The 25,954-nt window shown below is 63.5% G+C and carries 16 protein-coding genes; 6 read left to right on the forward strand and 10 right to left on the reverse strand.

The genetic code is table 11. From position 1 onward, the window contains the following. The first annotated feature begins 64 nt into the window (after nucleotides 1-64). From B9N97_RS12445 to B9N97_RS12470, 6 genes are all read left to right on the forward strand, one after another. The gene (locus tag B9N97_RS12445) at nucleotides 65-3,361 is read left to right on the forward strand and encodes a trypsin-like peptidase domain-containing protein (protein ID WP_167393292.1); all 3,297 of its coding nucleotides are present in this window, start codon (nucleotides 65-67) and stop codon (nucleotides 3,359-3,361) included. Continuing rightward, on the forward strand, nucleotides 3,355-4,644 hold the full coding sequence (locus tag B9N97_RS12450; protein WP_143266671.1) for a hypothetical protein: 1,290 nt from the start codon (nucleotides 3,355-3,357) through the stop codon (nucleotides 4,642-4,644). Before B9N97_RS12445 ends, B9N97_RS12450 begins: the two co-directional genes overlap by 7 nt. A 319-nt stretch (nucleotides 4,645-4,963) precedes the next feature. Next, on the forward strand, nucleotides 4,964-6,496 hold the full coding sequence (locus B9N97_RS12455; protein ID WP_085086874.1) for a Dyp-type peroxidase: 1,533 nt from the start codon (nucleotides 4,964-4,966) through the stop codon (nucleotides 6,494-6,496). Nucleotides 6,497-6,781: 285 nt separating this feature from the next. Beyond that, nucleotides 6,782-7,300, forward strand: a complete 519-nt coding sequence (locus tag B9N97_RS12460; protein ID WP_085086876.1) for a hypothetical protein — start codon at nucleotides 6,782-6,784, stop codon at nucleotides 7,298-7,300. Between the two features lie 9 nt (nucleotides 7,301-7,309). Further along, a complete protein-coding gene (locus tag B9N97_RS12465) occupies nucleotides 7,310-8,356 on the forward strand; it encodes a trypsin-like serine peptidase (protein WP_085086878.1) in 1,047 nt (348 codons plus the stop codon). Continuing rightward, nucleotides 8,353-9,300 (forward strand): hypothetical protein, encoded by a 948-nt coding sequence (locus tag B9N97_RS12470; protein WP_085086880.1) that lies wholly within the window; start codon nucleotides 8,353-8,355, stop codon nucleotides 9,298-9,300. The genes B9N97_RS12465 and B9N97_RS12470 overlap by 4 nt, the downstream gene beginning before the upstream one ends. Before the next feature lie 201 nt (nucleotides 9,301-9,501). Here the strand turns inward: B9N97_RS12470 and B9N97_RS12475 are convergent, their stop codons facing one another. The 10 genes from B9N97_RS12475 to B9N97_RS36245 all read right to left on the reverse strand — a co-directional run bounded on the left by B9N97_RS12475 (nucleotide 9,502) and on the right by B9N97_RS36245 (nucleotide 25,805). Next, nucleotides 9,502-10,482, reverse strand: a complete 981-nt coding sequence (locus tag B9N97_RS12475) for a tyrosine-type recombinase/integrase (RefSeq protein WP_085086882.1) — start codon at nucleotides 10,480-10,482, stop codon at nucleotides 9,502-9,504. Beyond that, complete coding sequence (locus tag B9N97_RS12480; RefSeq protein ID WP_085086884.1) at nucleotides 10,479-10,652, reverse strand: antitoxin Xre/MbcA/ParS toxin-binding domain-containing protein; 174 nt, start codon at nucleotides 10,650-10,652, stop codon at nucleotides 10,479-10,481. Before B9N97_RS12480 ends, B9N97_RS12475 begins: the two co-directional genes overlap by 4 nt. Nucleotides 10,653-11,017: 365 nt before the next feature. After that, complete coding sequence (locus B9N97_RS34960) at nucleotides 11,018-11,545, reverse strand: hypothetical protein (protein WP_143266673.1); 528 nt, start codon at nucleotides 11,543-11,545, stop codon at nucleotides 11,018-11,020. A gap of 345 nt (nucleotides 11,546-11,890) precedes the next feature. After that, nucleotides 11,891-12,700, reverse strand: a complete 810-nt coding sequence (locus tag B9N97_RS12485) for an HNH endonuclease (protein WP_244560693.1) — start codon at nucleotides 12,698-12,700, stop codon at nucleotides 11,891-11,893. A gap of 76 nt (nucleotides 12,701-12,776) precedes the next feature. Continuing rightward, nucleotides 12,777-13,889 carry a CBS domain-containing protein gene (locus tag B9N97_RS12490; RefSeq protein WP_085086888.1) on the reverse strand — a complete coding sequence of 371 codons (1,113 nt, stop codon included), beginning with the start codon at nucleotides 13,887-13,889 and terminating at the stop codon, nucleotides 12,777-12,779. Nucleotides 13,890-13,891: 2 nt separating this feature from the next. After that, nucleotides 13,892-14,041 carry a hypothetical protein gene (locus tag B9N97_RS35620; RefSeq protein ID WP_167393293.1) on the reverse strand — a complete coding sequence of 50 codons (150 nt, stop codon included), beginning with the start codon at nucleotides 14,039-14,041 and terminating at the stop codon, nucleotides 13,892-13,894. Continuing rightward, complete coding sequence (locus tag B9N97_RS12495; RefSeq protein WP_143266676.1) at nucleotides 14,038-17,994, reverse strand: Eco57I restriction-modification methylase domain-containing protein; 3,957 nt, start codon at nucleotides 17,992-17,994, stop codon at nucleotides 14,038-14,040. The genes B9N97_RS35620 and B9N97_RS12495 overlap by 4 nt, the downstream gene beginning before the upstream one ends. A 3-nt stretch (nucleotides 17,995-17,997) precedes the next feature. Then, the gene (locus B9N97_RS12500; RefSeq protein WP_085086890.1) at nucleotides 17,998-20,766 is read right to left on the reverse strand and encodes a DEAD/DEAH box helicase; all 2,769 of its coding nucleotides are present in this window, start codon (nucleotides 20,764-20,766) and stop codon (nucleotides 17,998-18,000) included. Nucleotides 20,767-20,770: 4 nt separating this feature from the next. Continuing rightward, nucleotides 20,771-22,516, reverse strand: a complete 1,746-nt coding sequence (locus B9N97_RS36240) for a DUF1998 domain-containing protein (RefSeq protein ID WP_244560695.1) — start codon at nucleotides 22,514-22,516, stop codon at nucleotides 20,771-20,773. Then, nucleotides 22,398-25,805, reverse strand: a complete 3,408-nt coding sequence (locus B9N97_RS36245) for a DEAD/DEAH box helicase (RefSeq protein WP_244560694.1) — start codon at nucleotides 25,803-25,805, stop codon at nucleotides 22,398-22,400. Before B9N97_RS36245 ends, B9N97_RS36240 begins: the two co-directional genes overlap by 119 nt. Between the last annotated feature and the right edge of the window lie 149 nt (nucleotides 25,806-25,954).

A 25,954-nucleotide genomic window follows, 5' to 3' on the forward strand; every position in this document is an offset into this window, starting at 1 on the left:
TGATCTCACGAGATCAACGGCCGCCCTTTTATGGACGGATCCCATGGTCTTTGGGAGGGGCGCCATGATGGAGTACCTAGCTGACACACAGGTGGAAGATTTCCTCAGAACCGGTACGCGCGAAGCAGAACTCCGGCAACTCTTTGGCGACCTGCTCTACGAAGATTTAAGGCAGACCGCCAGAACGATGAGCAAGAGCCCCATGCTGCGCGAGACCACCGCTCAGACGGTGTTCATCTTGCCCGGCATCGTAGGGTCAAAATTGTCGCTGCAACGGTTTCCGTTCAACGATCTCATTTGGGTCGATCCCGACGATCTCATTCTGGGCGGTGTTTCGAAGCTCAAATGGTCGGAAAACGATGATCGGGTTGTCGCGACTGGTGTGTTGTTGACCGCCTATCTCCGCATGAAACTGCGCCTGATCGGGGCAGGTTTTCTGGTGGAGTTCCTGCCTTACGACTGGAGACGCACGCCAATGGACTGTGCGCACCGGTTGATGGAAAGGTTTAAGGCAGGCGAGGTCGTCGGCGCGACGTTGGTCGGTCACAGCATGGGCGGATTGGTGGCCCGCGGCATGGCGTCACTTGATCCGGAGCGCAGGACCATCGCGCGGGTGATCACCATCGGCACCCCGAACCACGGGTCCTATTCCCCCGTTCAGGTGTTTCGGCTCGAGCACAGCCTGGTGCATTTCCTGGCGCGCCTTGACCAGACGAGGACCGCTGAGGAAATCACAAGCGACTTTCTCCGTGACTTCCCCGGCCTACTGCAGATGCTGCCATCGCCGGAACTCCGGCCGGATGAGGATTTTTTCGATCACAAGTTCTGGCCTTCCACCGGCATCCGGCCGATCAAGGAGGCACTCGAGCGTGCCCGCAAAGCAAGGGCGAGCCTTCCCGCACCTGACGGGCGATTCTTCCAGATCATAGGAACGGGACAGGAAACGATCCAGCACGCGTCCGTCAAAGACGGCGTGATCGTTTACGACCGCAGCAGGGATGGCGACGGCACGGTGCCACGCGAATTGGCCGAATTCGCCAATGTGCCCCGCTTCTATTTTGAGGGAGCCCACGGTTGGCTCTGCAATCAGCTTCCGGTTATCGGCGCGGTTGCCGACTTGATCAAGCATGGTGCGACCGATCGGCTGCCAACGCGGACAACCGAAAGCATCATGCCGCAACAAACCGTTGACGAGGCCATGGTCCGTCGGGAGGCGGAAGCGCATGCCCAAGAATTGCTCGGCCGGCCCACGGAGATGGCGGTGCTGGACAGCTTCGGTGCCGGCATGTTCGATCCCGACCCATCACCGGTTTCCCGGAGATTGGTTCCACCGCCTCTTGTGGCGTCTGAGGCGGTCCGGCCACGGTCGAAGGGCATTGGCGTCCCCGAGGTTTTTCCGGCCTTTGACCGGGACCGGGCCATGGCCGCCGCGAAGCACTGGCGTGACGCCGCGGCCAAGCGCAAACGCGCCGCAACGCGGGCGGCGGGCAACATGTACGCACCCGCTGAGGAGGAGGGGCGGATCAGTGACTATGTCAGGCGAGTCCGCCAGGGCCTTGAGGCGCTGCCGACCTTCGCACAGCGGGAGTTGCCGCCCCTGGTGCGCGACATGCTGCATGGGACCGAAGGGCCGGAAGGCGGATCGGTCCGCCAGGTGCTCAACGAACGCATCATCGGAGCAGCGAAAGAGTTCCTGTCGGTTTTGTTCCTGAAGCGCGCCGACCGGGTCGCGCGGAGCGTTGGCCGCATCGTCACCTGGCCGCAGGCGGCGGGCTTCGGCAGCGGCTTCCTGGTGGCGCCAGGGGTGCTGATCACCAACGAGCATGTGCTAGGCAATCCCCGCGATGCTGAGATGTCAGCGGTTCAGTTCGACTATGAACTCGACATGGGGTTCCGCGAACAACGGGGCGAGGTGTTCCGTCTGGAGCCGGAGCGGCTCTTCATCACCAGCAAGCAGCTCGATTATGCCTTGGTGGCGGTGGCGCCGCGGGGAGAGGACGGCGGCGCCATAGAAAGCCATGGGTGGCTGCCGCTGGTCGGTCAAGTCGGTAAGATCATGGCGGGACAGCCGGTCAACATCATCCAGCATCCCCAGGGGCGGCGTAAGGAGGTGGTGTTCCGCGAGAGCACCCTGCTGCCGCTGCCGGACGATCCCGACCATATCCTCCACTATACCGGCGACACCGAACCGGGATCATCCGGCTCACCTGTCTTCAACGATTTTTGGGAAGTGATCGCACTCCACCATTCGGCTGTTCCAGAACTGGACAAGGACGGTTTGTGGGTGCACCAGTCCGGCCCGGCCCGTTCGGCGGCCGAAGCCGATCTCGAAGATGTACGCTGGCTCGCGAACGAGGGCATCCGCGTGTCGCGCCTCGTGCGTGACCTGCAAAGGGTGGCCACAGAGGCGGACCCCGGCAGTTCGTGGGCACGCCTGATCGAAAGCGTATTGGAGGAAGGCCGCAAGGCAGCTGAACGGCCGTTCAGCGGCGGCACCGTTGCCGCGCATGGATCGGTGGAAATCGAAGCGGGCGCCGCCGTCGCCCCCCGATCGTCGGCGCAGCCGAAACCGGTCCGCTCCTCATTCCCTTCGACGACGGGTTTTCCCGACCGCAGCGGGTCAAAGACGGGGTCGATGGCCGCCGCCATGCCGGGAGAGGGCCGCTGGATCACCGGCGAAGTCGCGGGGCAGGGTCGCCTATCGATGGTAGAGTCAATTGCGGGTGGAACGGACGAGCGTGAGGAACTGCGGGAGCAGGATCCGCGTCACGGCGCCGTCTTCGCTCTCACCACCGCCTCCGGAATTCCCGGAACCGCGTTCGTGGTCGGCCCCAACCTGCTGCTCTCAGTCGCCCATAACCTGGATGGTACGGCAATCCGCCTGATGCGGCATTTCCGCGGAAAGCCGTCGGAAGACGTACTGGAGGCCTTGAACGCCGACCGTTACACCGTACTCCGCACGGCCATCGACGATGGCGGCGCCGAACTGATCGGGCTGAGGCTCGAAGCGGCCCGCCGCTTCAGGCTCATGCTCCGCCCGCTGGCCCTGGGGGCGGCGGATCTGCTGCAGCGGGAGATCGAGGTCATCGGCTACAGCGAGCATTTCGGAACTGCGGCCCGCCATACAGCGATCCTGCGCCACCGCGGTACCGTCACTGACATCCATGACGGCCGCATCTTCTACCGTGGGATCGACACCGACGACGGGCAGAGCGGCGGCCCGATCGTGCTTGCCGGTACCCAGGAGATGGTGGGCATCCATGCCTTCGGTTTCACCGGGGCGGAGCACCCGGCGCTGCGTAGCGTCAATGCCGGAATTCACCTGACACCCAGACGCTTACAGGAGATCAACTCATGGTGAAGCCGGCTGGGTTTCCCGCGCTGCGCGCCGCTATGGTGGTGAGCGTCGTGGTGACGCTCAATGGATGTGGCCTCCTCGGTGACACATCATCAACGGGGACGCTTAGCGTTGATGGGCGTAGTATCTCTTACGACAGCCCTCAGGCGCTTGGTGGGCCGGTGACGGGAGAGACCGCCCGCATGTTCACCGGACGGTGTATCTATAACCCCAAGGAGGCCGGCGCGGCGATTGCCGCTCTGGCACCGATCTTCCTAGATTTCGCCATCGACTCCTTGGGAAAGATACTGACCCGTGCCGGTGCCGAGCGGGCCGTGGCGGTCTATGCCGCGCACGCCTACACCGCAGGCGGCGTCGGTACAGCCGCCGCCGGTGCCGTCGGTCGGTCCATCACCGAAGCGGAACCCGCCCCGCCGGCGGCGATGGGGCGGGCGGGCCTGCCCGAATGCGTCCAGCTTGTGCTGGCCCGCTTCGCATCCGGTCGCGATACCGCATCGGCTGGCGCCGCATCACCGACGCTCGCCGAGACGTTGGGCCTGAACGCCGAGGATCTCTCCCGTGAGTTCGGCAGCCGCGGCATCTTCCTGGCTGAGCGTCCGGTGCTGTTCCTCGAAGCAAAACTCGTTACCAGCCCGGACGGCAGAGTTTACCGCCTGCGCCCGACGATCCTCCAGTACGAAGCAGGGCTGGACACGAGACAGGTCGGAGATGAACGTGGCCTCTTTGTCGAATTCGGCATCAATTCGGCACCCAATTCCCTGGCTTCGGACAAGGCGAGTCGGGGGACGCTGCCAATCGGCATCGTCGTACCCGGCCAGACTTCGCTTGTGTTCCGGGAGCAGGACCCGCGGACACCGGAGATGCTATGGACCGCCGCCTCCACCACCGCCGCCGCAGTAGCGCCGGGCATCCTCAACATCGAGATGCGCATCGTCGAAGTCCGGAACGGCCGGCCGGTTCTTGCAGCGCTTGGCACGCTGTTGTCCGGCAAGCAGGGCGACGACATTGCTACGGCGCTGCGTCGCGATCTCTTTCCGACGGAGGAGGAGCGACGGACCGCATTGACAGCGCGTCTGACGGGTTTGGAGGCCTATCGCAAGGCGCTTGTTGCCTACCAGCAAGCGGTTGACGGCCGTGAGCAGGCGAAGGTGACGTCGGCAACAAAGTCCGCGGATATGCAGAAGGCAATCCGGACGCAACAAGACATCATTGTTCAGAGCGCAATCCTTTCGGTTCAACTCGCAGCAGCCCAGGCGGGTGTCACGCCGCCTGACCTTGCGCCGTGATTGTGCAATCGCCTCCTGCGCCGCAACTCATTCGTCACCGTTATAACGGACTGCGCAATCGCAACACGTCATAATGAGATAGCAGAGACCTTCGTCGCTGCCACTCACCTCGTTCTCGCGCTCATACGACTTGAATGAAAAAGAATCCCGAAATAATAATTGCGGTAATTAAGAATGCATTCAATAATAGCCAGAAAGATATTTCGAGAATTGTAAGAGTTATATTTTATAGAGAGAAAAATTAACCGCTGTATCATCATTCAATCATGTTGTCATGGCAAAAATCACTCGCGCCTAGACGGCGCATGAGGAGGAATACATGGCTGTTCCCGCTGATCTTCTGACTAATACTATCCCGATCGATCCGGCGCTCCCCGCCCATCGTGAGTGGCTTTCCAAGCTGCAGGGCAACGTACTGAACGGCCATGGCCGGGATCACACCATCAACCTGTTCGTGCGTCTGCCGGCAGACGTCGACAGCGCCAGGACGCTGTTGAAGACGCTGGCGCCGATGGTGACCTCCGCTCTGCGCCAGGAAGCCGAACGTCATGATTTCAAGACTAGTGGCCTTCCAGGGCGATTGTTCTGTAATCTCCTGCTGACTGCGCGCGGGTTGCAAGCGCTTGGCGTTGACGCCGAGCGGCTCGCCAAGTTCACCGACTTGCCTGATGACGTCGCAACTAAGCTGAAGGCGACGTTTCTCTCCGGCATGGCCGAGGATGCAGTATCCGACCTGGCCGATCCGGATCCAGGGAGGTGGTTGTTCGGCGGACCGAGCAACCCGGTCGACCTGTTGGTTTTGCTCGCCGACGACGACGTGGGCGAACTGGGCCGTCGGGGCCGCGACGTCAAGGACCGTCTGGAGGCGGCCGGCTGTGAGGTCGCCCAGGTCGTGCGGGGCTCGGCGCTGCGGACGGACGCAGGCGAGGGTATCGAACATTTCGGCTATGTCGACGGTCGAAGCCAGCCGCTGTTCCTAACCAGCGATTTCACTGGCTTGGCCGCGGACGGATCGATCGATCCAGCGACGACGCAGGAGGCAGGCGGCGGTGGCTTGAGCAACTGGAATCCGTTCGCCTCGCTTAGCCTTGTCCTCAAGTCCGATCCGCTGGTCGACGATGAGGCGGCGTTCGGCAGTCTTTTCGTGTTCCGCATGCTCGAACAAAACGTCCGCGGCTTCACGATCGAGGAGCAGCGCCTAGCCGACTCGCTTGGCCTGAAGGGGCGCGATCGGGAACGAGCCGGCGCGATGGCTGTCGGACGCTTCCGGGACGGCACACCATTGGTGATGTCGGAGTTCGACGGGGTCTCGCCGCCGAAGGAGAATGATTTCAACTACGGGGTCGATGTCAACGCAGAGAACCGCCCAGCTGGCCGACGGTGCCCGTTGCAGGCTCACATCCGCAAGACCAATCCGCGGGGCGATATCCGTCGTCAGTTTGGATCTCCCAACGACGACGCTGAACGATCACGACGCATCGTCAGGCGTGGCATCCCGTTTGGGTCGCGCAATCGCCACCCCAATGCTTTCCAAGCTTTGGACGACCTGCCTTCGGATGGCGTCGGTCTGCTATTCATGTGCTTCCAGGCCAGCATCAGGGCTCAGTTCGCCTTCATGCAGAACTCCTGGGTCAACGCGAACAACTTCGTAACGGGCAACGTGGGCATCGATCCGCTGATTGGGCAGGGTGGCTCCGTCAGCCATCGTTGGCAAGCGGCTTACGGTGTCGATGGCGCAGAGGTGACCCACGGGTTCGGCGGTTTCGTGACCATGCTGGGCGGTGATTATTTCTTCGCGCCATCGATTCCGTTTCTGCTGAATCCGGACGCCGCCGCTACACCACCGATCTGAACCCCGTCAATTCCGCCGACCTAAGAGGACGCATGCCGCAGTTGGCCTCAAATGGCTCTTTGATCCACCGGAGCGGTGCTACGCACCGGTGGCGAGGAGGACAATAAAACGGGCATAAATACAAAGAGTAAGAGGAATGCTTCTCCTTTTTTACGTGATGATTTGCTTGCAGTTGGCAAACCAGTGTTTTTTCGTCCTATCGAATTGGGCGGGGAGGAAACCATGCAGTGCAGTGATATCATCACTTCTTGGGCGGTTCCAGCGCGGTCGGTCGCAGGGGTTGCTATGGTGCTGATTTGGGTCGGTGATGCCTGGGCAGCGGATTTCGACTGCACCATCTACCGCGAGGACGCTGTGACGCTGCCCCAGGGGGCTGACACGCCGCCGCGCCCGTCGACCGCGAAGGCGAAGGCGAAGGCGGCGGAACTGTGCGCCAAGCACTTTGCCGTGCGCCTTGCCGCAGACCCTGCCGCGAAAGGTGCGGCGTCCTTGGCGGATACCTACGTCGTGAGCGTCGGTCCCAAGGACGGGAGTGCAGCGGCGCTGAAGGCCGCGGCGCCGCCGCTGTTTTCGGCCGGTGTCGACGCCGTCAAGCGCGACTTGAAGGACGTGGACTTCCAGGCCGCGAAGCCGTCGCTCGCCCCCGCGCAATCGACTCTTCTAGTACCCCCCGGCGCCGATCAACAACCGAGCATCGGCGGACCGTTGCCGACTCCTCCACGCCCGCGCTTCCTGGACCCCCCCGGAGTGAGGGCGAACGGCCAGTCCCTTTATCGGATGCGCCTGGACCGGGACAGGCAGTAGGAGGCCGTGATGCCGTGGTGGCTGTTGGGGAGTGGCGCCGTCGTCGCGATGCTTATTGGAGCTTCGTGGGCATTCCTGTCCAATCGGCCGGCTCACGACGCTGTGGGCGGGATGCCGCTCGCCACGCAGGCGCAAGTCACTGGGAGCATGGATGAATGCCGGCGTGTGGTCGAGAACATGCCAGCCTTGCTGCGCCACAACCGGGCGGAGTCCTTCTCGCCGGATCAGGTCTTGCAGAACGCAGACTTGCTCCGGGACTACGACCGGGCGTGCTTTCGGCCTTATGCGGAGCTTTCGCCGGTGGGGCAGACAGTGATTGGAGTGATGGCCGGTGCCTTGTTCGTAAAATCGCCGGCCGACGGCAGCGAGCTGTTCCGCTGCAGCGCGTTCCGCCTGTCGCCTTCGGTGGTGGCGACGGCCCGCCATTGCCTGCTGTTTGGTGGCGACGCCGGGGTCTTTGAGCCGGCCGCCTTCACCTTCCGACTCTTCGGTGCGCCCGACATGGCGTTTCCCGTGCAGGGGCACGTGCCTGCCCAGCATCTCCTACCTGCCGACACCAGCGCTCCTGCGGCGCCGGGAGACCATTGGATGCTTCGGGTCGACACGCGGGCCGTCGCCATGCCGGACGCCGCCGCGCTGGTCGTGCAGGCTCCGGATCCGGGCGAGCGCCTATCAATCGTGGTGATCGGCCCGAACCTCTTTCTTCCCCTCCTGCCTGGAGGGGAAGGCACGACGTGGACCGAGTGGATCCGCTACGACGACCGGCCGGACTGCAACACGGTGGTGGAGGGGCCAGGCTGCCTTCCACACCGCTGCAACACGCTGCAGGGAATGAGTGGTGCCCCCATCATCGGCAAGCGCGGAGACCGGCCCAATTCGCCCTACTTGATCGTCGGCCTGCATCTCCGCTCCGCCGAAGCCAGTGATCCCGCGTGCGGCCGGGATCCCGAAGGCAATTTGGGCGTCGTGCTGCCGCCGGCGCTCCGCGCGCAGTTCCAACCGACCGGACATCCCGACCGTCCGGGGAATTCAACACAGGAAGGGGAAAAGCCATGAGGCTCGCCACCATTGCGGCGTCCGTGTCCATCCTGTTAACCGCGTTCGACGGCGCGGTGACACCTTTGGCGGCGCAGGAGACCGTCACTCCACTTACGCGCCGCAACGAAACCCGCTTGCTTGCGGGCAGCGAGTCGGAATGCCGGCTTGAGCCCTATTCCAGCGGCTACGAGACCTTCGGCGTCGATCTTATGGTGGGGATGGCCAACGCCTTGCTTCCCGGCACAGTCGGGAGGGGAGTCGATGCGCTGGCTGGTTATCTGCGCAGCCAAGCAACGGCGACGGCATCGGAGCTGGAGACGCTCGGCACCGGAACCTATTTGTACCGTGTCAAGGGCGAGACGAAAGAACCTGACCTGAAATGCGTCGCCGTGGCCCGCGGCGAGTTCGGTGCCGGCGGCGGGGCCGGCGCAAGCGGCCGCTTCAAAGCCCCGGAGCTTGCGGCCCTCGGTCTGGCGGCTCCGCCAGAGCTGTACCTGGAGTTGCACATTCAATACTCCACCGACCGCACGGCGCTGCGGGTGATTCCGGCCTATCTCTACTTCCGCAAGACCGCGGCCAAGGCCGGAACCAACAAGCCGAAGGACATCGAACTGGTCCTCACGTTCGCCGTGCCCGGCGGGGACGGCAAGAGCGGTGCGGCGGGCGCGGCCTTCGGCGTCGTGCCCATCCACATCCGCAACATCCCTCCCGGCAGTGAGGTGGATCGGAACCTTCTGCGCGGGGCCGTCAGCGGCTGGATTCCCCTTCCCGCCGAAACCAAAGAAAATCCTGGCGCCAAGCTCGACGCAACCGTGCGCACGCGCCCTATAAACGTGCTCGCCACCTACCGGGAAAACGACGATCCCCGAGCGTTTTTCCAGTTCTTGGCCAACGTTTTGACGGATAGCAAGAACGGCATCGTGGAGCAGGCCAAAATCCCAGGCGCGCAGGCGGCGCAGTAGGCGGCGCAGCAAAGCCGACCGCCGGCCGAACAGCTTCTCGATGTAGACGAGCTTGAGGGCAGCGCGACAGGTGTTTGCTAAACAACGCCAGACCGTTGCATTGGCCGCCACACCATTCTCAACCTCGTCTGGTGGCACAAGGAAGCCTCGCTCGAAGCCGAGCTATGCGTGGTGCATCAGGGCTGATCGGAACGTTACCGATCAGTCGAACAGGCCATTGGACACGCTGTCCCACAGCTCGACATCGGCGACGTAGGACAGCGCCATGTCCGCCGATTTGTGGCGGGTCTGCTTCATGATGGCGGCCAACGGGTGCTGCTTCCGGGCGGCGGCGGTGGCCAAGCCACGACGCAGGCTGTGGCCGGCGTAACCGGTGGCATCCCGCCCGGCGCGGGTCAGCGCGCTTTGCACGATGCGGGCAACGGCGCGGTCGGACAACCGGTGCAGACCATCGCGCAGGTCGCCGGTCCGGGTTGCCTGCACATAGAGCGGACCGGGATCGTTGCCACGGACTTCGATCCAGCGCAGCAGGGCGGCGCGCGGGCACACCGCCGCCTCCTGCGCCGCCACCAGCGGCACCACGGCGCCGCGGCCGGCCTGGTCGGTCTTCGAGCGCCGCAGTGTCACCAACACGCCCCGCGCCTGGATCTCGACGTCAGCAAGATCGAGGACGGCGATCTCGGAGCGGCGCAGGGCGCCGTGCAGGCCGGTGAGCAGCAGGCTGGCGTCGCGGGCGCCGAGCGGGCTGGCCGGCAGGGCGGCGAGCACGGGACGCATCAGCTCCGGCAGCAGCGGCGCCACCTTGGTGGGTCGCGTTCCTTTGGTGCGGGCGACGCCGGCGAGTACCTCGACGATGGCTTTGTGCTGGAGGTCGACCGGCACCGCCTCTTGGCGCAGATGGTGGGCCACCCCGGACAGGTAGGTGCGGATCGAGGCGGTCTTGAGGGCGCGTGCCAGTTCGGTGACGAACAGCACCAGCTGCCGCGGATCCGGGCTCAGCGGATCGAGGCCATGCGCCCCGCACCAGGCGCCGTAGCGCCGCCACGCCGTCTGATAGGTGGTACGGGTCTTGTCGGCTTTGGCGCGCTGGACAAAGGCCTGGGCCTCGGCGACCAGCGCCGCCAGATCCGCCGACGGCAGGGCCGGGTCGAGCGCGACGGGAAGGAGCGTGTCGGTGGTCACGCGCGGCCGCTCCGGCGATTGACGCGCCCGTCCGCCGCGTCGAGCCAGGTGCGCAGGCGGGACAGCACGGCGGCGGCCTCGGGGGTGTCGAGCAGATCGGCCGGCCGGCGCCCGGCGAAGGGGGGCTCGGCGATCGGCGTCTCCAACCAGCGCACCACGCGCTGCAGCATGCTCCCCTCCTCGGCCGCGCCACCATTGCGCCGGCGAGGTTAGCACAGCGGATTCGCCCGCTCCAACCATCCGCTTCACCCGATTAGCGGACGGCTTGGGCATGGAGGGAGCGGCACCGTATTTTTTCTCGCCTGTCTTAAAAGTTCAGGCGGAGATGCTCCTTCACGAGCAGAGCGGCAAACAGGCTGGAGGGCCGATAGGCTGGGCGGGCGTACTTGCTCAGAAAGACGAAGAGCGCACGGCGCGCCGCAGCATGGGCTAGCCGCGCAAAGCTCAGTAGATGATTTTCCATGATACCCATCAGATGGGTATCACACCCTCAGACCGCGAGCCTTTCGACAGAGCAAGCCGCCCTTTTCCTCAGCTAATGGTGCGATACAGCTGGGCGATCGGGCCATGCCGCTCCGACGAATGCTCGAGCTGCTTTGCAAAAGTCAGAAACGTCAAACTCACAAATCCATCGCTTTGACACTTTGCCGCGGTGCTCTCCAACAAATATCAGATAGTGATTATTTGAATCGAGACGGTATGTGCATCTCTGAAATGCAGGATCTCCAGGGTGTTTATGGGTGATCTTGTCAAGAGCATGTTTCAAGTCGCGGATGACCAGACTGCCGTCAGTCCGGTCCAACATTTTGAGTCTGATAGCAGTATCTTGGTCTGATTCAGTTGCATTTTCCACGATAAAGCAAAATTTTGGAGTATCCACGCCTCTACCAATTTCATCATTCTTCGACCTAAGCTCCACTGATAACAGACACATAATCTCGTATGCTCGCGAAGATCGCCTGTCATCAAGGTCGTCGTTTGGAGACGATTTAAAATCATTAGATAACTGTTGCAACTCGTCAATCAGGCTAATGTATTTGTCTTTTTTCGGATTGAAAGTCATTTGATATCCTTCCATCAGAGATAGTTGAAGATTGTAGAGACGTACAACACTGTCAGAACCGTAGCTTTGATTGCATGGTATTGCCGAGCAGCAACGACCGAAACTTGGTTATGGCAACCAGCCAATGCTTGCGCTGTGTGAATCGGCGTTCAAGCTCGACCGGCATCTGAATCTGCCTATCTCCTTGCTTCCATAAAGGGGAATCTTGAAAGGTGGCTTTTCATCGACGCCGATGCAGAGCTACTCTGCCGTGGAATTTTACCGTCAAAATCAATGATATAACCCGTCTTCCCATGTGGCCGTGGTTGGACACCAATCCACAAAACAGCAGAACGCTGGAGGCCTCTATCCCATAGAGGCCTCGAACAGATGCGCCCGGTGCCATGCGAGTCGCATCCTGTGTTTGTCGGTCAGCGGAATAGGTTGATACCAGCGTAGCTCGGTCTTGGCCGCTTCGCTCAAGCCGGGAGAGAACACGGGATGACCATCATCATCAAAGGTTACGAGTCCACGATCGAAAGCCGCATCCCACAATCCCGAGAGCAGAAGGCCGTTGTGGACGTTCAGGCGTTCGGCGTCATCCAGGCACTTCGCCCACGGGATCATGTGGGAGGCGCGGAGGAGGGATGGATCGGTGATGCCGGTTAGGGGACAACGCCTGTGCCAGTAGGCCATCAGCCGTTCACGAAAGATATCCTGGCCGATGCGTTGGAGAACGAGGCGCTCGGCCACCGTGGTCTTGGGCAGGTCCTTGACGGCGTCCTGGAATGCTTCGAGCGGGCCGTCAGGCAGGGCGACGGCCAGGGCGTAGACCTTGGGCAGGACCTCGTAGAGGGCGCCCAGCGTGGCGAAGGCGTAACGCGCGTCTCCCGGGCCGGGCATGCCGGCGCGCGGATGCTTCAGTTCCTCTACGACGCCGACGTGGTCGATGGCGAGGAACCATGGTCCCTTCGCGCCGGCCGCGGCCAGCGCGATGGTTCCCTTCGCCGTAGTGGAGCCGTAGCACGCCCATCCCGCCATCTCACCCAGAGCCCGGCGGTAGCCGTTCTGCCAAGCGGCCTTGCGACATTCTTCGGCAATGACGAAGCCTTGGGGAGCCTCGATGATTGCTCCACCAGCTCCTGCTCGCTTGGCTGCGTGATCGTCGAAAAGCAACCCATCCTCACAAAGGTTGGAACATGCAAACCAGTCGCCAAGCTTGGGCCCGGAACCACATTTCGCTCGACCGGTCCTATCGCGAGAGCGTCTCCAACCGTTCCAGCAGACGGGAAAACCGGCGGAGTTGCTCGAAATCGCCCTCCTCAAGCTCGTCGGGATGGAAGTGCATGATGTCATTCCTCAGCTCGCGCACCTCATCCAGTTCTTTGCAAAAGGTGCTGCCGCACGCGAAGAAAGGTAGTTTCCTCCAGTTCTCCTCACGTTGAAGCAGCCTCAGATATTCCCCGAATGTCAGGTCCGATGCCTTCGTGACCTTGGCCTTACGGTCGGGATCGCCGTCATGGCAGGCGGCCCGAAGCGTCTCCACGTCGAAGTGACTGATCATCCGCCGGATCTGGTTCTCGATCCTTCCGAGGAGCAGAAAGGGTTCCGAAAGCCGCTGGAACTGCTCACTGAGATCAGTGGCGGTCACAATGCCTATGATCTTCCGATCGGCCATGGAGCGTACAAACACATAATCCGTCTCGATAATCTTTTTCGTCGCTTCAAACAATGATGCCGTGTCAGGAACCTCCGACGCCGGTTCCATAACCTCTGCCACCTTTTGAGGCTGCTTGCCCTGGCTGAGCCGGCTGCCGATGGATTTCCAACTGATTGCCCCTTTGAGTTCCCGCTCACTGGTCATGACCGCGAGCTGGGAGAAATCATGAGCCAGCATCAAGGTGATCGCCGTGCGGATCGAGTCCTGTGGATTGACCCTGATCACGTCACGGTTCGCGGCCTTGAGCATGCGAACCAGATGGTCCGTATCCTTAAATTCATCCGCCTTCGATGCGCTCTCCGGTTCGGCCGCATGATTGGCGGCGGCGGGTCCAGGTTCGGAGCCAGGCTGCGCCGTCTCCCGTTTGCGAAAGGTAACGGGCGAATCAATCCAAGTGGTGGTGAAGTGGGGGTCCGTGCGCAGACCTGCAACCTCCAATTCAGCTTCGATCCGCTCGACAATACCCGCGCGACGCCGTTGCGCTCCGAACCAGCGCAACAGTTCGCGCACACTGGCCGTCCGCTCGTTGCCTGCCTCTACGTCCAGCCTAATCTTGTCCAGTTCGGCGCCTGCCTCTACATTCAGCTTGATCTCCTCCGGATTGGCTGTCGCTTCATCGAGAGGATTAGTTGTTTGTTCCGACATCGTTAGATACCTATGGCCATGAAGGTCCCGTCCGCTTCCATCGGATCGCAGGCGGCGAAGACGAGGCGGCGCTTGCGGTATTCGTCGTACTGGCGAGTTTCCTTCCCCTTCAGAACGCGGAAGGTTTCGGAGGAGTAGTCGGGGCCCTTCAATGCACCGATTCCGCTATCTTACTAGGTTGACATAGGCTGGGATCTGCCGGCTTCGGTTCGAGCGTTGTCGTGAAGACAGTATTCTGCCGCCGTGCATCGGCCATCTTGTCGAATGCGGACAGTACGAGTTGCTTAGTGCGGAAATCCCCATGATTACGTTCTTCGTATTTTCGAAGCACAGTGAACGAGTCCAAAATCCATTCCGCTTGCGTTCGATCTAAATCGTACAAGTGCATCATTGCCGCATCTATTTCTGCTTGAACAAGAGTCCGCCTTGTTTGGTCCCATTTGAAAGGTACGTGGTAGCAGCCGAGGTCTTCAGCAAGATCTTGAAGTTCGATGCTTGTGTAGCACAGCTCAAAAACCCGCGGAAATATCCATTCGACCGCACTGGAGCCTAGCCACGTAACTTCCTGCGTCATTTTTTTAGGGGTCAATACCGGTGCTTGCTCCAAAACAAAGAACTTGATGTTCATGGCTCGTTGCCGCACGGCGTAATCGACTACCATCGATCCCAGAATGCCGGCAAGAGATGCAAAAAGCCGTGGTTCGAGGGAAGAAAATAGTATTGGCGCCTTGTCCCCGGTAGCAGTCTTAGGTATTATGGTTCCGATAAAGGTCCTTTCAGAAATACCGACATCTCGCCACGAGTAGAACCAGCGTCGCTCTGATTCTTCGTCTAGAACGGAGTTGGTCAAATTTGCGTCTACCCAGTAGCGAGGCTGAATTCTGTATTGCAGGTCCCCATGCTGATCATCGCTTACACGCGGCAGAACTCCTTTGTTCGCCTGCTTCTCAGTTTGACCTTCGTAAGTCCCGTACCGGTGATCGAAGTGCCAAAACATCTTACCCTCGTATAGAGGGTAGACTTCACGCCCGTCCTCTAGGATTGCTTTCGCACCACTGCGCTCCCTGATCAGGGGCGCCACGTCCACATGATCAATGAAGCTTGAGGAGTCATTCGCCATATGGAACATTGTCCTGAGACTGACGCTCCAATCATTGCGCGTGATAGTATCGCCGTCCTTCTCGATCAAGATGGGCGCAGCCATGTGGATGGCCGCAGTCACCTGGGCGTCTTTCGCCCAACGGAAGGCTGGGAGGTTCAGGGTGTTTGGGTTGATCGTTCTGATCTGATCGACAGTCAACGCGTACCGCTTCTCTGGGTTCGAGATTTCGGTCGGTTGCCGGATGTGCGCTGTGAACCAAGGCTGTTCGGTTTTGACGTTCTTGCCGCCTATTGTGAGTAGGCCGAATTTGGTTTCGTTATGAACGTCTTTGAAGATTTTGTCCTCATTCTCAAACCCAAAGAACGAGATCAGTGACTTTTCAGATAGAAGGCACCGCAGGAATTCTTTGTACGTGAACCCGACTACCAGTCCATTCGGGATGATCAGACCAGCTTGCCCCTTTGGATGTAGGGCGCGCCATGCGAGATCGGCAAAGACCGCGTAGGTATTTACATCGCCGACACCGCCGAGCGGGAATCGACCCGACTCCCGCATGAAGTGACTTTCGGTAGCCGCCGTTCGTAAGGCGTCCTGCCACTCCTGCCAAAGACGTGGATTTGTTTCGGGGAGATCGGAAATTAGCTTTTTCCGTGCAGCAGCGTTCTTGGCTGTCGCGATCTCTTGATCCTTCAGCGCGAAGAATTCCTGCTCCTGCAACTTGATCCGTTCCCACGGCGGGTTGCCGACCACCACGTCGAAGCCGCCGCGCTCCATGATGTCGGGGAACTCCAGCGGCCAGTGGAAAGCGCGGGCCGCCTCGGCCAGTTGGTCCACGCGGGCGACCAGCGGGCCGTAGAGGGTATGCCCCGCCATGGCCTCCCACACGTGGGCGGTCGTCGGGATGATCACCGTGTTGCGGTTGGCGGGCACGCCGCCGACCTTCGGCGCCAGGAAAGCCGCCACATAGGCGTCGCAGGCGATCTTCCACCCGTACCAATCGGCGTGGCGGCGCAGGTCGCGGAAGCGGGCGGCCTTGGCCTCGATCTCCGCCAGGTTGGTTTCCGGCAGATGGCGCAGGTCTGCCCCCAGATCGGCCAGTTGCCGCGCCGCCGGCAGCGAGCCGCCGCCGCGTGCGAAGTCCAGGCTGCCCTGACCGGACTTCTCGCTCTTGTTGCGCTTGGCGAAGTGCTTGGCGGTCTCCTTGTCGTCGCCGGACAACGGCTTGTAGGCGGCGTCCGGGATGCCCAGCTCCAGCGCCTTCAGGTTGAACACGCCCAGCAGCGCGTCGCCGCAGCGGATCTGCGCGTCGAAGAAGCCCAGCGGCAGGCCGGGGTCCACCGTTTCAATCCACAGCGCCACCTTGGTCAGCTCCACCGCCATGGGGTTCCTGTCCACCCCGTGTAGGCAGCAGCTAGCGACGTCGCGGAGCGCGTGGCGAAAATCCTCCAGGGAGGGCGTGCCCTCGGCGCGGATGCGGGCCACACGGGTGGCGATGCGCCGGGCGGCGGCCAGCAGGAAGTGACCTGAGCCGCATGCCGGGTCGATGATGGTGAGCGCGAGCAGCGATGCCGCCTTGTCGTCGGACTCCGCCTCCGCCCGGTCCAGCACCGGGTTAAGGGCGGTGTCCAGCAACGCCTGCACCAAGCTGTCCGGCGTATAGTAGGAGCCGGTGGTCTTGCGCTGATTGCCCTTGAGCTCCGCCGCGTCGGAGGCGAAGGCGAGCGCGCGGCCATCCTCGGTCAACTGCGGCTGAAGCTCCAGCAGGGACTCGTAGACCGATCCCAACTCCTCCGTCTCCATGGCGCGCCAGTTCACCGGGACCATGCCGGCCCCATCGGTGAGCCAGGACAGCCGGTACACCGCTTCCATAAACGCGCGGTTGCGCAGGGTGGCGGCAGCCAGATGCGGCAACTGGTCGGGGCCGAACAGTCCGCCGAGCGCCGGCAGCCCCAGCGTCGGCTCGCCATGGGCAAGCGCGCTGAACACCACCTTCAGGCCTTCGTAGCGGTCGTGGTGGCGGTCCCACGACGCGCGGCGCACGCACTGCGCCCGGAGCGCCGTCAGACTGTAGCCGTCGGCATAGAGCCTCCGAGCGTCGGCATCGGCGTCCTTCGGGTGCAGCAGGTTGCGATCCTCCGCCACCATCAAGAAGATCAGGCGGTAGACGAGGCGGAGAAGCTCGTTGAACCAGCCGGTCAGCGGGATCTCGCCCGACGCCAGCCGGGCTGCCAGTTCGGGGTTCGCCGCCAAGAAGCCGGACCCCAGCACGCGCAGGGCGTCCTCCACCTGGGCCGCCAGGCGGTCGCGTGCTGCCTCCCCTTCGCGGGCGCCTGCATCGCGCCAGCGTTCCAGCGCGCAATCAGTGGCTGGGCTTCCCGCGCGCCCGAAACGGGAGCGATGGACCAGCAGCCATAGCGCCGCGAAAGAGGCTGCATCCTCCGTGGTGAAGATCTGCGCCAAGTCCGCCTCGATGTACGCGGGACGGGTCAACGACGCGTTGTCCCGCATCAGGCGCAGGCGAGCCCCGTTGGTGACGAGCCCCCATTGCGCGTCATCGTGTTCGTTCAGATGGTCCTGGAGCGCGAAGGAAGGGGACCGGGACTTGTCGGTCGACAAGGTCGGGCTGCGCCGATCCAGAGCCTCTATGGGCGGCGCTATGACGACCGGTACGCGGCCTCCGGCAATGAACGACACCGCGCCACCTGCCGGCGCCAGGTCGTCGAAGCCGAAGGTTTCCTTTAGGAAGTCGCGGGCGAAGCGGCGGGTCGCCTCGACGGACGGGGACTCCGCCCTGGCGAAGGCGTCGAAGTGCGACTGGCCGACGCGGAAGGCTGTCGAGATCTCCTCACGGATCGACAGGCCCTTGCGGACGCCGTAGCTCTCCTCAGTCTGCTCCGGCGCCTCCCGGCGGTCAATCTTCGCGACCATGGCCGGCGCGATCAAGTTGCCCTCAAGGGTCAGCGAGGGCCAAGCGGACATGTCGGTGACGGGCTTGCGGGCCATGGATCAAACCTCGCTCGGCATCAGGACGAAGAGCCCGATGACATCGGGCGGCAGGACTGCCTCCACGCTTACGCGGGAGGTGGAGCCGGCGGCGGTGCGCAGCCGGGCGTGGTCGGCGGTGAGCTCTTCCGCCCGCCCCCGCACGAACGCGGCGATCGGTCCGTCGAGGAGGTGGGAGAGATCCTGCTGGGCGCGCTGAATGAGTCTGTCCCGCGCCGCCGGGGCAGGATCGCCCGCGGCCGGCGTGTCAAGCAGGATGCGCGCGGCCTCCCCGGTGGCGGCGATCTCCCCGTTCCGGACGGCGACAAGTGCCGCCTCCTCCGCCAGGAGCAGCCGCTCCCGCCGGGCGTGGACGGTTAGCTTGTAGCGAACGCGCAGCAGGGCCAGCCGTGTCATCTGATCGACCGCCGGGGTCGACCACGCCCCGACGCGCCCGATGCCGAGGCTGGATAGGGTGTTCGGGTCGAGGGAGGCCTCGAGCAGGGCCTCGGCCAGCGTTGCCGTTAGCGGATGCGCCCGGCTCACCAGGCTGACGCCGGACGGGGCGGGCTCGGCCGTCGCCAGGCGCACGCTTTCTTTCATACCGCGCTCGCCCAACCGCTCGCGCAGGGCCGGATCGAGGGCGTGGATGTGCGCCAGGAGGATGGATCGCCGCTCCTCCAGTGGCACGCCGAACCGGGCCATGGCCCGTTCCAGGAAAGCCCGCGCGGCCTGCGGGGAGCCGAGGAGGGTTGTCGCCTTCTCCCACTCCGGCGCCACCTCCTGGGGCTTCATGGCATTCTGGGCGAAGCGTGCACGGGACCGCTTCTCTTTCTCCGCTACGTCGCGCCAGCGGGCATCCATCTGGCGTGCGCCGTCGTCCAGCCGCAGGTCGAGGACCAACTGCCGCCGCTCTCCCCGGCGCAGCATCATGGAGGCCATGAGGGCGTCTGTGACGGGCCCCCGTTCGTCGGGGAGCGGCACGGTGACGCCCGTCGCCGAACGGATCTCCTGCGCCTTACGCAGGATCACCTCCAGCACCGCGCCGTCGATGGCGCTGTCGGGGGAGAACATCATGATCGAGTGGACCACCGCGGCCGGCTGCCCGAAGCGGTCCACGCGGCCTTCCCGCTGCTGGTGTCGGGTGGGATTCCAGGACAGGTCGTAGTGGACGACGGTGTCGAAGAACTGCTGAAGGTTGATGCCCTCCGAAAGGCAGTCGGTGGCGACCAGGATGCGCTGGACGTTGTCCTCCTCGTCGTCGTCCGGCGCCATGTCCGCGACCCGGTCACGCCGCTCGTCCGGAGTTAGCACGCCAGTGACAGCCTCGATCCGGAGCTTGGGGAAGGCGGCGCGCAGTCCGTCGCGGACGTGTTCGGCCGTCGCGAGATAGCGGCAGAACACCACCGGGTTGGCGCCCTTCTTGAGGAGCGGCTTCAGGATGCCGACCAGCGCGTCGAGCTTGGGATCGGCCTCTCCGGCGAGCCGCTCCGCCTGCTCGACGAGGCTCTGGAGCGCGGGGTCGGCCTCCCAGGCCGCGCCGGGTTCGAGATCGACCGCGTCCTCATCGTCGCCGTCCTCGTCGTAGATCTGCGGTTCGATCCGGTCGGGCTCGCTCAACAGCCGGTTGCGCAAGGCGCTGAGCGCCGCTGCCGGGGACGATCCCACGCAGCGCATGAGGGCCAGCGTCCCCCAGAAGGCCAGGCGTCGTTCCCTCTGGCCGGACCCGGCTTGCGCAACCACGCCGAAGCAGTAGTCGAGCACCGCCTCCTGGAAGCGGAGATGCGCTGACGACAGGCGGTAGGGCACCTCCGTCGTCTCGTGCCTCGGGAAGGCTCGGTCCTCCCCCCAGTCGCCCGAGGTCAGGTCGATCCGGCGGCGCTGAACGAAGTGGCGGGCGAGGCGCTCTCGGTATTTCGGGTCGTCGAAATCGAGAGAGGCGAACTCCGGATCGATCAGGGACAGGAGGCGTGCGAACGCCTCCTCATCCCCCGAGTGCGGGGTCGCGGTCAGCATGACCATCCGCCGGTCCGGGTCCCTCGCGAGGCCGGAGAGAAGCTCGAAGCGCTGCTGCCGTCCCTTGTGCGTGCCGACGCAGGCATGGGCCTCGTCGACGATCACGAAATCCGGGCAGGCGCGGGCGAACGCATCCCGGCGCTTCTCGGCCTTGATGTAGTCGAGGCTGACCACGGTGTAGGGGTGGGCGTCGAACAGCGTCTGGGCGAGCGGCAGCCCTCGTTCCAGCCGCGCTGCCGTCCCGGATGTCACCGCGACGGCGTCAATCCCGAAGCGCGACTTGAGCTCGATCGTCCATTGCTCGACCAGATGCGGCGGGCAGAGGACGGAGAAGGCGTCCACCTCCCCGCGGTCCATCAGCTCCCGCAGGACCAGTCCAGCCTCGATGGTCTTGCCGATGCCGACGTCGTCGGCGATCAGGAGGCGTGGCGTCTGGAGCCGCAGCGCCATCAGGAGCGGGACGAGCTGATAGATCCGGGGCTCGAAGGCAAGCTGGGCCGCCGACCGGAAAGGGCCTGCGCCGCGGCGCAGGGTCAGGCGCAGGGCGTCCGCGAGGAGGGCGGCTTTGGACTGCACCGTCGGGGCGGCTTCCTCCGGTAGGTCAAAGCGGGCCGGGCCAACAGGCGCGATCTCCAGCCGCGGGTCTAGGAGGACGGTGTCGCTCTCGCTGCCGGACAGGGGGCGCAGGGCGAGGACGCCGGGACGGGGTGCTGGAAGGGCAACCCATTCCCGGCCACGTGCCCGCACGAGGTCTCCAGGAGCAAAGGACAGGGTCATCGGGTTATTCCTTCAGCAGCGCGAGCATGTTCGCGGGAAGCCCTGCCCCAGGCGATGCCGGAAGCCGAAAGAGCGTCCATCCCTTGGACTCAGCGGTGGCCTGCGCCGCTGCGGAAATCTCCTGCGTCGCCGCGGCCACGAAGTGGCTGCGCCAAGCGAAGGCCAGGGTCGTGTCAGCCATCGCCACCCCAGTCGGGTCAGGCGCCGGGAGGCCCGCTTGGGCGAAGCTGTCCTCCCAGCCCTGCTCAGCACCGTCCCGCTTAGGGGGACGCGAAAGGACGACGGAACCGCGAGCGAGGTCGATGAGGAGCTTCTTGACCTCGCCGCTCGCCCGGTCGATCATCTCGTGGTCGGGCTGGTTGTAGTACGACAGCAGGCACCGATAGCACCCCCGGACACAGGCCTCGTCCTCCCGATCCTCGAGAAGGCCCGGGTCGCCGGCAGCAATGGCCTCGTCGACCCGATCGAAGTGCATGAGCCCGAGCGCCGTGCGGGCAACCTTGTTCAGAGCCTCGGGGTCCTCGACCAAACGGCTCAGGACCCCGGCACCGCCCTCGGTGGCCTCGTAGGCGAGGATCGCCCTCCGTCGGTCCCGCTGGGGCAGCGGCTCGCCAAGCACCTCGCCTTCCTCGAGCTGGAAGACCACCTCAATCCCGCGCATCAGAGCGTGCTGGACCGTTGCGATCGTCTCAGGTTCGAGGGACTCGGGGGCGTGGAAGCGGAGCAAGAGCGCATTCTTGCGGTCCCGGACGATCGGTACGATCCGGACTGGCCGGATTGCGTCCGGCGGCAGATCGACATCGGCCTCCTCATCCTCCGTCTTGGTCCAATACCCAGTCCGGGGATCGATCATGAAGCCGAGCACAGTCTTGTCCCGGCGCCGCTTCAACCCCTTGTTGATCCGGCTGATCTCAGCGCTGTTGGCATACTGGAGGGAAAGGATCGGTGCGGCTTCAGTCTGGAACTCCGCCTCGGTCACTTCGACGCGGCCATGCTTCCTCGGCCAGGCGAAGACGGTCTGGATGTCGAACCCCTGACGGACGCGCTCCTCGTCGTTTGCGGTAATACGCTCGGCCGGCGCCGCCTCGACGTTGTCGATCCGCAGCGTCCGCCGGACCGGCAGTTCCTCGGCCATGTGGGCGTCGCAGGCGTGACAGCGGTCGCTCTGCTCCGTATGTACCGCCCCGCAGTTCGGGCAAATCGTGATTTCCTGGGTGGCGAGCTCCTGACCGTCCGATGTCCGGGTCTCGGGCGGCAGCTTTGCCTTCATGACCCGGTATGCGCGGCCCTCGTGATAGATGAGGCTACGCGGACCGAATTCGGAAATGGCGAGGAAGCGGGCGCGTTGCAGGAAGGAGCCGGACTTGCCCTCTCCGGGGACGAAAGCATAGAGCGGCAGGCGCGGGAAATTATAGCCCGGTAGGAAGCCCTCGGTGGCGAGATAGCGATAGGAGTAGAAATCGGAGCCGTTGGTCGCCTTGCCCTGCTCAAGGATGCCGATCTGATCCATAGCCTGGATCTGGGCCGCCTTGATCTTCTGGCGGTCGGCCCCGGAAAGGCCCGTGATCTGCGAGCGGGCGTTGGCCTCGATCAACTGGGAGCGGGCAGAGTTGTAGAGCTCGCGCCATCGGTCAAAGGCGCGATCGAATGCGACCGGCGCCTGGGTGGCGACCTCCGCTACGTAATCGTCCGGGGCACCCATCCAGACAGGCAGCTGGTCTCCAACGGAGGCCAGGATCTGGCCGAGCACGCGGCGCATGGGCGCCCGCGCTTTGGCAAGGAGGCCGGGCGCCCGGATTGCTGAGAGGATGTCGTCCTTCAGCGGATACACGGGCTTCTGAAGGTCGAGGATGTCGGGGAATGTCCGGAGACAGAGCAAGGCCGGCCTCCGCGAGCCAAACCGCCTGCAGGTGGGAGGTGACGAGGTCTTTGTTGGTGATGTCGAGGGCGGGCGGGCGGACGATGCCGGACACCATGTCATTGCGGCGTTCGAAGAAGTACTGGTCGTGCGGAGACTGGGCGGCGCAGTAGGCGACAATAACCGCAGCTTGGCCGGACCGGCCGGCGCGGCCCGCTCGCTGGGCGTAGTTCGCCGGCGTGGGCGGCACGTTGCGCAGATAGACCGCGTTCAAGGCCGAGATGTCGACCCCAAGCTCCATGGTCGGGGAGCAGAAGAGCGCCGGAAGGAACTGGCTCGTTTCCCCACTCGCCTTGAGCTCCGCCGCGAACTCGGCAATGTTTGCTTGGTCGTTGTCCTCGAAGCGGAATCGCCACTCCCGCCATTCTCGCTGCTTCACCGAGACCTGAGCCGTATGTTCTCGGCTTTCCAACCCAAAAAATGTGCAGCCACCCACCGTGAGCTGAGCGGCGATCCCGGTGTAAAGGTCGTGGAAATATCGGTTGCCCAAAGGTTCGCCCTGTCGGACGGCTTCTCCAGGAACGATCCGCACCGCCGACGGCGAGAGCCGCCAGCCGCGGACATCCCGATCGGCCTCAACGCCCGTGACGAGGCCCTCGTCCGCTAGGAAGTCGAGAAGATCCGACATGAACGTCAGGTAAGCTTCCTTGCTCAGCTTGGTGCCGATGATGCTCTTGCGGTTGATGAGGCGAGCAATGCGCGAGTTGTGTCCGGCACGTAGGATCATCTGCTCCTCGCGCAGGCCGACAACGTCCTTGCCCGGAGCCTGAAGGAACAGGGTAGACCGGCTTCGGGGTGTTTCCTTCTGGTCGATGGCCCACGGAGTGCGCAAGAGGGAGCGGGATTTCTGCGCAACCGTGTCGAGGACGGCGAGTTCAAGTGCCTCCGTGCCAACCGCAAGTCCTTCGAGCATTGCCTCGAGCAGAAGGCGGAGGGCCTGCCAACGGCCTTCCGCATTCATGGCCCCAAGTTCGGGCAGAATGGCCATCAGCCGTTCCTGCTCCTTGGCAACGTTCTTAAGGCCGATGAAGTCGACCTCGATCAGTTTTAGCACCGAGAGGCTCGGGTTGGTGAACCTCCAGCCACGACGGAGGTCGGTCCAGACTCGGTGCGCCAGCACCTTAGCCAATGCCCGTTCGGCGTCGCTACGGATGACGACTCCCGCCTCTGGTTCAAGCATCCAGTGGACGCGGAAATCCTTGTTCGAGGCCGTGAAGCCGAGGGCGCGCGCCACGCGCAAGCCGACTTCATCCTCGCTCAGGCCATCGGCCCCAGCGTCGAGAACGGCGCGCAGGACTCCTCCCCGGAGCAGGCTGACGAACAGGAAATCGTTGAAATGCCCGGCCTGCAAGGCCGCGTCCTGACGGTTGTCGGTAAACCCGAGGAGTTTGCGCTTTTCGCGGGGGACACCGTTGCCGGACTGGTTCAGCCATTCGAGCGCGCTCGACACCAGAAGCGTAGTAGCAGAGCTCCGTCCTTCCGCCGAAAGGCCCGCGAGCTTGCTGCGCTCCCGCATGGCGCTCTGCGGCTCGTCAAGGCAACAGGTGCAGAAGCCGAATTTGCCTGGGATGAACCAGAAGGGCTGACCGTTCCCGCTCAGGCTCCGCCTCCCATCCTCCGCAACCATAACCATAACGGGTACGCGCTTGGTTCGGTTAGACCGCAACTTAGCGATGCCGTTGCGATCCTCGACCCATCCTTCGGGGAAGCTCTCGATGCTGCCATCGAAGCGGTACTCGGGGTCACCGTCCCCCGTCGGCGTTAGGTACCCCGCCACCTCGGTCTGGTCGTCCGCCTCGATTGGCGTGTCGTCGATGTTGCGGGGAAGGAAGGCGATCCCGTCCGCCTGCTCGACCTTCGTGACCACGTGGTACTCGTGCCCGCACTGCCGACAGAACCGAGTTGGGTAGAGGCGTACGCCGGGCTCCGAAGGGTCCTCCAGCTGCCCCTCGAGAAGGACGGTCCGGGGCTGCGCTTTTAGCGTCGTATAGATCTCCCCCGCGCCGGAAATGAAGCGGTGAAGCTTGAAGGCTAGAAAGGCATGCTCCCCGCTGCCCCCGCGGTCCTTCTCCCGGAGGCTGACCTGCGTGAGGAACGTCTGAAGCGCTGATCGGCAGGAAACTGCTTCCACGCCGCTGGCCTGGGCGAGCTTCTCCACGGCCTCGTCAAACGGAATGGGCTTACGGCGCCTCAGGACAAGGCCGTCCTCCAGCCCGAGGGCCAGCTCGGCCCAGACCGCGAGAGGATGCCGGAGCAGGACCGCGTCGGGCAAACGATCCGGGATCTCGGCCGCGACAACACCCGCCAGGGCTGGAGTGACGTCCTCAAGTGACAGATCGTCGTCGGTGGCCCGGCGCAGCGCTTCATCGACCACCGCATCAGGGCCTACCGTCGTCCCGAACAGACGCGAGGCCACCTCCGCGACGGTTACCGCTCGACTCTCGTCGCTGCCCTCGCTCGCCATGGTCGCGGATGTGCCGATGCAAATCGGGGGCTTGTCCGGCGCACAGCGATCCCGGAGCCGACGGACGAGGATGGCAACGTCAGCCCCCTGGCGGCCCCTATAGGTGTGGAGCTCGTCGAGCACGATAAACTCCAGCCCCTTGGCGTTCTCCATAACCTGAACGTCGAGGTTGTCCTGCCTGGTGAGCAGGAGTTCCGCCATCATGAAATTGGTGAGTAGGATGTCCGGCGGGTTGGCCGCGATTCGTTGACGCTCCTCTTGCGACTCCTGTCCGGTGTAGCGCTTCACCACCGGCCTCAGGTTCTGCGGTAGGCCAGACTGGCCAATGAACTTGTCGATCTCTTTAATCTGGCTGTTGGCCAGAGCGTTCATCGGATAGACGATGATCGCCCGCGTCCGGGGGGGCTGACCAGCTTTGCGTGCTCGGATAATGGCGTCAACGATGGGCACGAAGAAACAGAGCGACTTGCCCGACCCAGTTCCGGTGGTCACCACGAAGCTCTGGCCAGCGCGGGCCTTTGCGATGGCCTGCCCCTGGTGTGCATGGAGTCGAACCGGTTCAGAATCGATGCGGAAGATCTGGGCCGTTTCCAGCGCGAGAACACCGGCTCCGACCAAGTCATTGGTTGTGGGGCCCGCCTCGTAACGCGGGTTCAAGGAGAGGAGCGCGTCCGGCCAGAAGCGGCCATCGGCATACTGCCTTCGGATGGCCTCATCGAGGTCCTGTGATCGAGGGGTGCTGAAAGAGCGTGAGAAGCGAGCGTATCTTTCAACAAGATGGCGATCAAAATCGAAAGCTTTCATCA

The sequence above is a fragment of the Azospirillum oryzae genome (assembly GCF_900177515.1).
GTDB lineage: Bacteria > Pseudomonadota > Alphaproteobacteria > Azospirillales > Azospirillaceae > Azospirillum > Azospirillum oryzae_A.

Coding starts and splice junctions, on each gene's coding strand:
- B9N97_RS12470 (WP_085086880.1), top strand. CDS start 8,353: ATGAGGCTCGCCACCATTGCGGCGTCCGTGTCCATCCTGTTAACCGCG.
- B9N97_RS12495 (WP_143266676.1), bottom strand. CDS start 17,994: ATGGCCCGCAAGCCCGTCACCGACATGTCCGCTTGGCCCTCGCTGACC.
- B9N97_RS12500 (WP_085086890.1), bottom strand. CDS start 20,766: ATGACCCTGTCCTTTGCTCCTGGAGACCTCGTGCGGGCACGTGGCCGG.
- B9N97_RS12480 (WP_085086884.1), bottom strand. CDS start 10,652: ATGCTGCAGCGCGTGGTGCGCTGGTTGGAGACGCCGATCGCCGAGCCC.
- B9N97_RS12445 (WP_167393292.1), top strand. CDS start 65: ATGATGGAGTACCTAGCTGACACACAGGTGGAAGATTTCCTCAGAACC.
- B9N97_RS12450 (WP_143266671.1), top strand. CDS start 3,355: ATGGTGAAGCCGGCTGGGTTTCCCGCGCTGCGCGCCGCTATGGTGGTG.
- B9N97_RS34960 (WP_143266673.1), bottom strand. CDS start 11,545: ATGACTTTCAATCCGAAAAAAGACAAATACATTAGCCTGATTGACGAG.
- B9N97_RS12460 (WP_085086876.1), top strand. CDS start 6,782: ATGGTGCTGATTTGGGTCGGTGATGCCTGGGCAGCGGATTTCGACTGC.
- B9N97_RS12490 (WP_085086888.1), bottom strand. CDS start 13,889: ATGTCGGAACAAACAACTAATCCTCTCGATGAAGCGACAGCCAATCCG.
- B9N97_RS12455 (WP_085086874.1), top strand. CDS start 4,964: ATGGCTGTTCCCGCTGATCTTCTGACTAATACTATCCCGATCGATCCG.
- B9N97_RS12465 (WP_085086878.1), top strand. CDS start 7,310: ATGCCGTGGTGGCTGTTGGGGAGTGGCGCCGTCGTCGCGATGCTTATT.